We start from the raw sequence: 6,407 nt of genomic DNA on the forward strand, positions 1-6,407 counted from the left end.
CGTCACGACGTCCGCTGCCAGGGCCTGCACAGCCCGAGGAAGCACGCCATCGCGCCCACCGCGCACACCAGCTGCACCAGAGCCATCGGAACGGCCGTGTCCTCGCCCGCGATCCCGACGAGCGGCGAGGCCACGGCGCCGATCAGGAACGACGAGGTGCCGAGCAGCGCGGAGGCGGATCCCGCGGCGTGCTTCGTACGCATCAGCGCCTGGGCGTTCGTGTTCGGCATCGCCAGCCCCATCGCCGACATCAGCACGAACAGCCCGGCCGCGACCGGGACCAGGCCCACCTCGCCGAAGACCCCGGACGTCATCAGCAGCAGCGCGGCCGCGGCCAGCACGATGACCGAGAGCCCGAAGGCGAGCGCCTTGTCCAGGCTGACCCGGCCGACCAGGATCTTGCCGTTGATCTGGCCGACGATGATCAGGCCGACCGAGTTGATGCCGAAGAGCAGGCTGAACGTCTGCGGCGAGGCGCCGTAGATCTCCTGCACGACGAACGGCGACGCGCTCACGTAGGAGAAGAGGGTGGCGAAGGCGAGGCTGCCCGCGATCATGTAGCCGGTGAAGACCCGGTCGGCGAGCAGTCCGCGCATGCTGCGCAGCGCGTCACCGAGGCCGCCGGTGTGCCGGTCCTGCGGCGGCAGGGTCTCGCCCAGCCACTTCCAGACGACGAGGGTGAGCGCCAGGCCGACGACGGTGAGGACGGCGAAGATTCCGCGCCAGTCGGTGAACCGCAGCACCTGTCCGCCGATCAGCGGGGCGACGATCGGCGCGACGCCGGAGATGAGCATCAGGGTGGAGAAGAACCTGGCCATCTCCACGCCGTCGTACATGTCGCGCACCACGGCACGGGCGATGACGATGGCCGCCGCACCGGCCAGCCCCTGGAGCAGGCGGAAGCCGATGAGGAGTTCGGTGGTGGGGGCGAAGACGCACATCGCGGTGGCGACGATGTAGATGATCAGGCCGAGGAGCAGCGGCCTGCGCCTCCCCCACCGGTCGCTCAACGGTCCGACGACGACCTGTCCGAGCGCCAGGCCGGTCAGGCAGGCGGTGAGGGTGAGCTGGACGGTGGCGGCAGAAGCGTGCAGGGAGTCGGTGACCGCGGGCAGGGCCGGGAGGTACATGTCCATGGAGAGCGGCGGAACCGCGGTGAGACCGCCGAGGACGAGGGTGACGAGAAGTCCGGTGCGCCTGGCCGCTTCGGCAGCGGCCGGTTTTCCGGGGGGTGTGCCGGTGGCTCCGGGCCTCGCGGGCCCGCTCCCGGCGGTCGGTATGTCGGTGCGTTCCTGCTGGGCCCGGCTTGCGCCGCTCTCCGGCATTCTCATCTCCATGTCGTTGAATCCGCATCTATGCTCTCAGCTCAGCCGGACTGGTCGAGACCTTTTTGGGGAGCAGACATGACAGGCATGAGCGGGACCGTGCGCTGGGGAGTGCTGGCGACCGGTGGTGTCGCCGCGGCGTTCACCGAGGACCTCCGGTCGCTGCCGGGTTCGGAAGTGGTGGCCGTCGCGTCCCGTACGGATGCCTCGGCGCAGGCTTTCGCGCAGCGGTTCGGGATACCCCGGGCGTACGGCAGCTGGGCCGCTCTCGCCGCCGACGACGAGGTCGATGTGGTGTACGTCGCGACGCCGCACTCGGCGCACCGGGAGGCGGCCGCGCTCTGTCTGGAGGCCGGGAAGCACGTGCTGTGCGAGAAGGCGTTCACGCTCAATGCCCGGGAGGCGGACGAGCTGGTGAAGCTCGCCCGGGACCGGGGGCTCTTCCTGATGGAGGCCATGTGGACGTACTGCAACCCGGTCGTCCGGCGCATGACGGAGCTGGTGCGGGACGGCGCGATCGGCGAAATCCGCACCGTGCAGGCCGACTTCGGGCTCGCCGGCCCGTTCGGCCCCGAGCACCGGCTGCGCGACCGGGCGCTGGGCGGCGGCGCACTGCTGGATCTCGGGGTCTATCCGGTGTCGTTCGCCCATCTGCTGCTGGGTGAGCCGGACCGGGTGCAGGCCGACGCGGTGCTCTCCCCCGAGGACGTCGATCTGCACACCGCGATGGTGCTGGGCTGGTCGGAGGCGGGCGCCTCGGCGCTGCTGAACTGCTCGATCGTCGCGGACACTCCGCAGACCGCCGCGGTCACGGGCACGACGGGCCGGATCGAGTTCCCGCGCGGCTTCTTCTACCCGGAGCGGTTCGTGCTGCACCGGCCGGGACACGAGCCCGAGGAGTTCACCGCCGGTGCCGCGGCCGGTGCGGGGCTGCGCGGCTTGCAGTTCGAGCAGGCCGAGGTGGTGCGGGCGCTGCTGGCGGGCGAGACGGAGTCGCCGCTGGTGCCGCTGGACGGTTCGCTCGCCGTGATGCGGACGCTCGACGCGGTACGTGACCGCATCGGCGTCCGCTACGCGGCCGACGACCTCGGCTGACCGGGGCCGCAGGGCCTGTCGGGTGACCTCGGATCGGATGGCGGACGCGGTCTGGTGCGTGCGATTCCAAGGCGGAGGAGGGAGGCGACGCGGAGCGTTGGCGACCGACGACAACGCGGGAAGCGTGCGTGCCAGGGCGTGGCCGCCCGGTCGGAGGTCACGCGACAGGCTCTCAGGGCCTTACGCGGGCGTGAGGCCCTGGTTGCCCACCTCGGTGACGAACGACGCGGCCGTCGCGAGGGGCGCGCCGGGCGTGGTGACGGCGGACACCGTGCGGTAGTCGGCGCGCGCCTGCTCCCGGCCCAGCGTGACGACGGCGTATCCGCGCCGGCCGTTGAAGAACTTCATGTGCGGGTTGGCCTGCATCTGGTTGTTCCAGCTGCCGGGCTTGTCCGAGCCGTCCTTGCCGCTGGTGATGGAGGTGGCGACGATCTCCGTGCCGACGGTGCGGGACGCGGGGTCGTCGAAGTCCTTCTTCAGGTCGAAGCCGTAGCCGACGTGCACATCGCCGGTCAGCACCATCAGGTTGTCGACCCCGGCGGCTTCGGCGCCCTTCAGGATGCGGCTCCTGGAAGCGGGGTAACCGTCCCACGCGTCCATGGACAGCTTGAAGGCGTCGGTGGGGACGTTGCGCCGCTGGGCGAAGGTGACCTGCTGCGGTACGACGTTCCAGGTGGCCCGCGAGGCGTGCCAGCCGTCGATCAGCCAGCGCTCCTGGGTGGCGCCGGTCATGGTGCGCGACGGGTCCTGGGACTCCGGTCCGGGCGTCTGCCAGCCGTCGCCGTACGCCTGGTCGCTGCGGTACTGGCGGGTGTCGAGGATGTCGAACTGGGCGAGCCGGCCGAACTGCAGGCGCCGGTAGAGCCTCATGTCCGGGCCGGTGGGCCGCTGCGGGGCGCGCAGCGGCTGGTTCTCCCAGTACGCGCGGTACGCGGCGGCGCGGCGCAGCAGGAACTCCTCCGGCGGAACGTCGTTCTCGGGGGTGTCGCCCGCGTAGTTGTTCTCGGTCTCGTGGTCGTCCCAGGTGACGACGAAGGGGTGCGCGGCGTGGGCGGCGCGCAGGTCGGGGTCGGACTTGTAGAGGGCGTACCGCAGCCGGTAGTCCTCCAGCGTGACCGTCTCCCGGTTGAAGTGGGCGGGGAGCCTGCGGTCGGTGTAGTTGCGGGCTCCGCCGGTCGCGTTGACGGCGTACTCGTAGAGGTAGTCGCCGAGGTGGAGGACGACGTCGACGTCCTCCTGGGCGAGGTGCTTGTACGCGGTGAAGTAGCCGTCGTGGTACGCCTGGCAGGAGACGGCGGCCAGGCTCAGCGAGCTGTTGCGGGCGCCGTGGGCGGGCGCGGTACGGGTCCGGCCGACGGGGCTGGTCCACGTTCCGGTGCGGAAGCGGTAGTAGAGGACGCGGTCGGCGTCGAGGCCCTTCACCTCGACGTGGACGCTGTGGTCGAACTCCGGGTGGGCGGTGGCCGATCCGCGCCGGACGATGCGGGAGAAGCGCTCGTCGTGGGCGAGTTCCCAGCGCACCTGGACGCGGGCCCGGGGCAGTCCGCTGCCGGCCTCGTAGGGGCGCGGTGCGAGTCTCGTCCACAGCAGGACCGAGTCGGGCAGCGGGTCGCCGGAGGCGACGCCGAGGGTGAACGGGTCGTCGCCGATCCTCGCGGCGTCCAGCTCGGCGGCGCTCGCGGTGCCCGCGGCGGGCAGGTCGACCGAGAAGGCGAGCGCGGCGGCGGCTCCGGTGACGGTGAGGAAACGGCGGCGCCCGAGCTGCTTGGCGGCGTCGCGCATCTCCTGCTGGTGCGATGAGTGTGTCATCTGTCCCTCCCCTGGCTGGTGGTGTACGGGGGCAGTTCACCGGCCCAGCACATCGAGCGGCTGTCGTGCTCGCGTCGCTCGGGCGTCGTGCGGATGAGGAATGCGGCAGCAATGGGTCCACGGGGACAAAGCGCGCATCCACGACGGGGCGGTGTCGTCTTCGGCGGCCGGCCGGGGTGCGAACGCGCCGCCCCACGCGCCGTCTTGACCCCATGCGGCCTCACACGCCCCCCGGGGCGGCAGGGCGTACGCTGCGGCGTCATGAGCAACAAACCGTTGAATTCCGATGCGAGGACGGCCGTCGTGACGGGCGCGGGCTCCGGGATCGGCCGCGCGGTGGCGCTCGCCCTGACCGGCGCCGGCTGGTCGGTGGCGCTCGCGGGCCGACGGCCCGAACCCCTGGCCGGGACGGCCGCGCTGGCCGGGGAGAACGCCCGGGTGATCACCGTCCCCGCCGATGTGTCACGCCCCGAGGACGTGGCCGCGCTCTTCACCTCGGTACGGGAGTGCTTCGGCCGCCTCGATCTGCTCTTCAACAACGCGGGTGCGTTCGGCCCGCGTTCGGTCCCCGTGGAGGACCTCTCGGTGGCGGACTGGCGCTCGGTGGTGGACGTGAACGTGACGGGTGCGTTCCTGTGCGCGCAGGCGGCGTACCGGCTGATGAAGGAACAGGACCCGCAGGGCGGCCGGATCATCAACAACGGCTCGATCTCCGCCCATGCGCCGCGCCCCCACTCGGTCGCCTACACCACGACCAAGCACGCCATGACGGGACTGACGAAGTCGCTCTCGCTGGACGGGCGTCCGTACCGGATCGCCTGCGGGCAGATCGACATCGGCAACGCGGCCACGGACATGACCGAGCAGATGCGGACCGGCATCCTCCAGGCCAACGGCGAACTCGCGGTGGAGCCGGTGATGGCGGCGGCGGACGTGGCCCGGACCGTACTCCACATGGCGGAGCTGCCACTGGAGGCCAACATGCAGTTCGCGACGGTCCTGGCGACGGCGATGCCGTACGTGGGGCGCGGCTGACGCAGACATCCCGCGGTTCGTACGTCTGGAACAACACCGGTGACAGGGCCCGGCTGATCAAGCCGAACGGCAAGCTCCAGGACTCCTGCTCCTGGACGAAGACCGGCAACGGCAAGAACTGCCACTGATCCGGACGACCGCGGCCGGGGGGCGCCCCTCCGGCCCGGCCGGAGCGGGAATACCCCGGGCCGCGGCAGGGTTGACCTGCGGCATGAGCCAGCATTCAGGTATCGAGGTCCTGCACTACACCGCGTTCTCCGCCGACCCGGAGGGCGGAAATCCGGCAGGAGTCGTCCTTGACGCGTCCGGTCTCGACGACGCCGCCATGCTCGCCGTCGCGGCGGAGCTGGGGTACAGCGAGTCGGCGTTCCTGACCGGGCGGAACGAACCGGGCGGCGAGGGGGCGCCGGCCGCCCGGGAGTACACCATCCGCTACTTCAGCCCGAAGGCCGAGGTCCCGTTCTGCGGCCACGCCACCGTCGCGTCGGCCCTGGCGCTCGCCGAGCGCGACGGCCCCGGCGATCTGGTGTTCAGCACGCCCGCGGGGACGGTCCCGGTCACCGTCACCCGGCAGGGCACCGAACTCCGGGCCACGCTCACCAGTGTCGAACCGGAGGTCGTGGACGTCGCCCCCGACGACCTGACGGAGGCGCTCGCCGCCCTGGACTGGCCGGCCTCCGATCTCGACCCGGCCCTGCCGCCCCGGATCGCCTTCGCGGGCGCCCGCCATCTGGTGCTGGCCGCCGCGACCCGTGAGCGTCTCGCCGAGCTCGATTACGACTTCGCGCGCCTCGAAACGCTGATGCACCGGCTCGACCTGTCAACCCTTCAGCTGGTGTGGCGGGCGGCGCCGGACGTCTTCCACGTCCGCGACCCGTTCCCGGTCGGCGGTATCGTCGAGGACCCCGCGACGGGCGCGGCGGCGGCCGCCTTCGGCGCCTATCTGCGCGCCGAGGGCCTCGTTCCCGACGCTGCCGTCCTCACTCTCCACCAGGGCGAGGACATGGGCCGCCCCGGCACGCTCACGGTCGAACTGCGGGCGGGCGACGCCCGGGTGCGGGTGAGCGGGACGGGAACCCGCATCGAGGGCTGACGGGGCCGCGCCCGGGGACGTACGGGCACCGCCGCCCCGGCCGTGCCGCC

General features: G+C 71.9%; 5 protein-coding genes and 1 pseudogene. 4 read left to right on the forward strand and 2 right to left on the reverse strand.

What is annotated here, in order from left to right:
- Window positions 1-2: 2 nt before the first annotated feature.
- Window positions 3-1,325, reverse strand: a complete 1,323-nt coding sequence (locus tag ABZY11_RS27880; RefSeq protein WP_356481781.1) for a multidrug effflux MFS transporter — start codon at window positions 1,323-1,325, stop codon at window positions 3-5.
- Between the two features lie 87 nt (window positions 1,326-1,412).
- On the opposite strand from ABZY11_RS27880, the gene ABZY11_RS27885 reads away from it, so the two are divergent.
- A complete protein-coding gene (locus tag ABZY11_RS27885) occupies window positions 1,413-2,420 on the forward strand; it encodes a Gfo/Idh/MocA family oxidoreductase (RefSeq protein WP_356481786.1) in 1,008 nt (335 codons plus the stop codon).
- A 180-nt stretch (window positions 2,421-2,600) separates the two neighbouring features.
- Here ABZY11_RS27885 and ABZY11_RS27890 read toward each other — a convergent pair whose 3' ends face one another.
- The gene (locus ABZY11_RS27890; RefSeq protein ID WP_356481782.1) at window positions 2,601-4,229 is read right to left on the reverse strand and encodes an alkaline phosphatase D family protein; all 1,629 of its coding nucleotides are present in this window, start codon (window positions 4,227-4,229) and stop codon (window positions 2,601-2,603) included.
- Between the two features lie 261 nt (window positions 4,230-4,490).
- Between ABZY11_RS27890 and ABZY11_RS27895 the strand changes: the two genes are divergently transcribed.
- From ABZY11_RS27895 to ABZY11_RS27905, 3 genes and pseudogenes are all read left to right on the forward strand, one after another.
- Window positions 4,491-5,264, forward strand: a complete 774-nt coding sequence (locus tag ABZY11_RS27895; RefSeq protein WP_356481783.1) for an SDR family oxidoreductase — start codon at window positions 4,491-4,493, stop codon at window positions 5,262-5,264.
- 8 nt (window positions 5,265-5,272) lie between these two features.
- A pseudogene (locus tag ABZY11_RS27900) lies at window positions 5,273-5,392 on the forward strand (lamin tail domain-containing protein); the annotation flags it as partial.
- An 83-nt stretch (window positions 5,393-5,475) separates the two neighbouring features.
- Complete coding sequence (locus ABZY11_RS27905; RefSeq protein ID WP_356481784.1) at window positions 5,476-6,357, forward strand: PhzF family phenazine biosynthesis isomerase; 882 nt, start codon at window positions 5,476-5,478, stop codon at window positions 6,355-6,357.
- Window positions 6,358-6,407 lie beyond the last annotated feature (50 nt).

The sequence above is a fragment of the Streptomyces sp. NPDC006510 genome, from assembly GCF_040611955.1.
Lineage (GTDB): Bacteria > Actinomycetota > Actinomycetes > Streptomycetales > Streptomycetaceae > Streptomyces.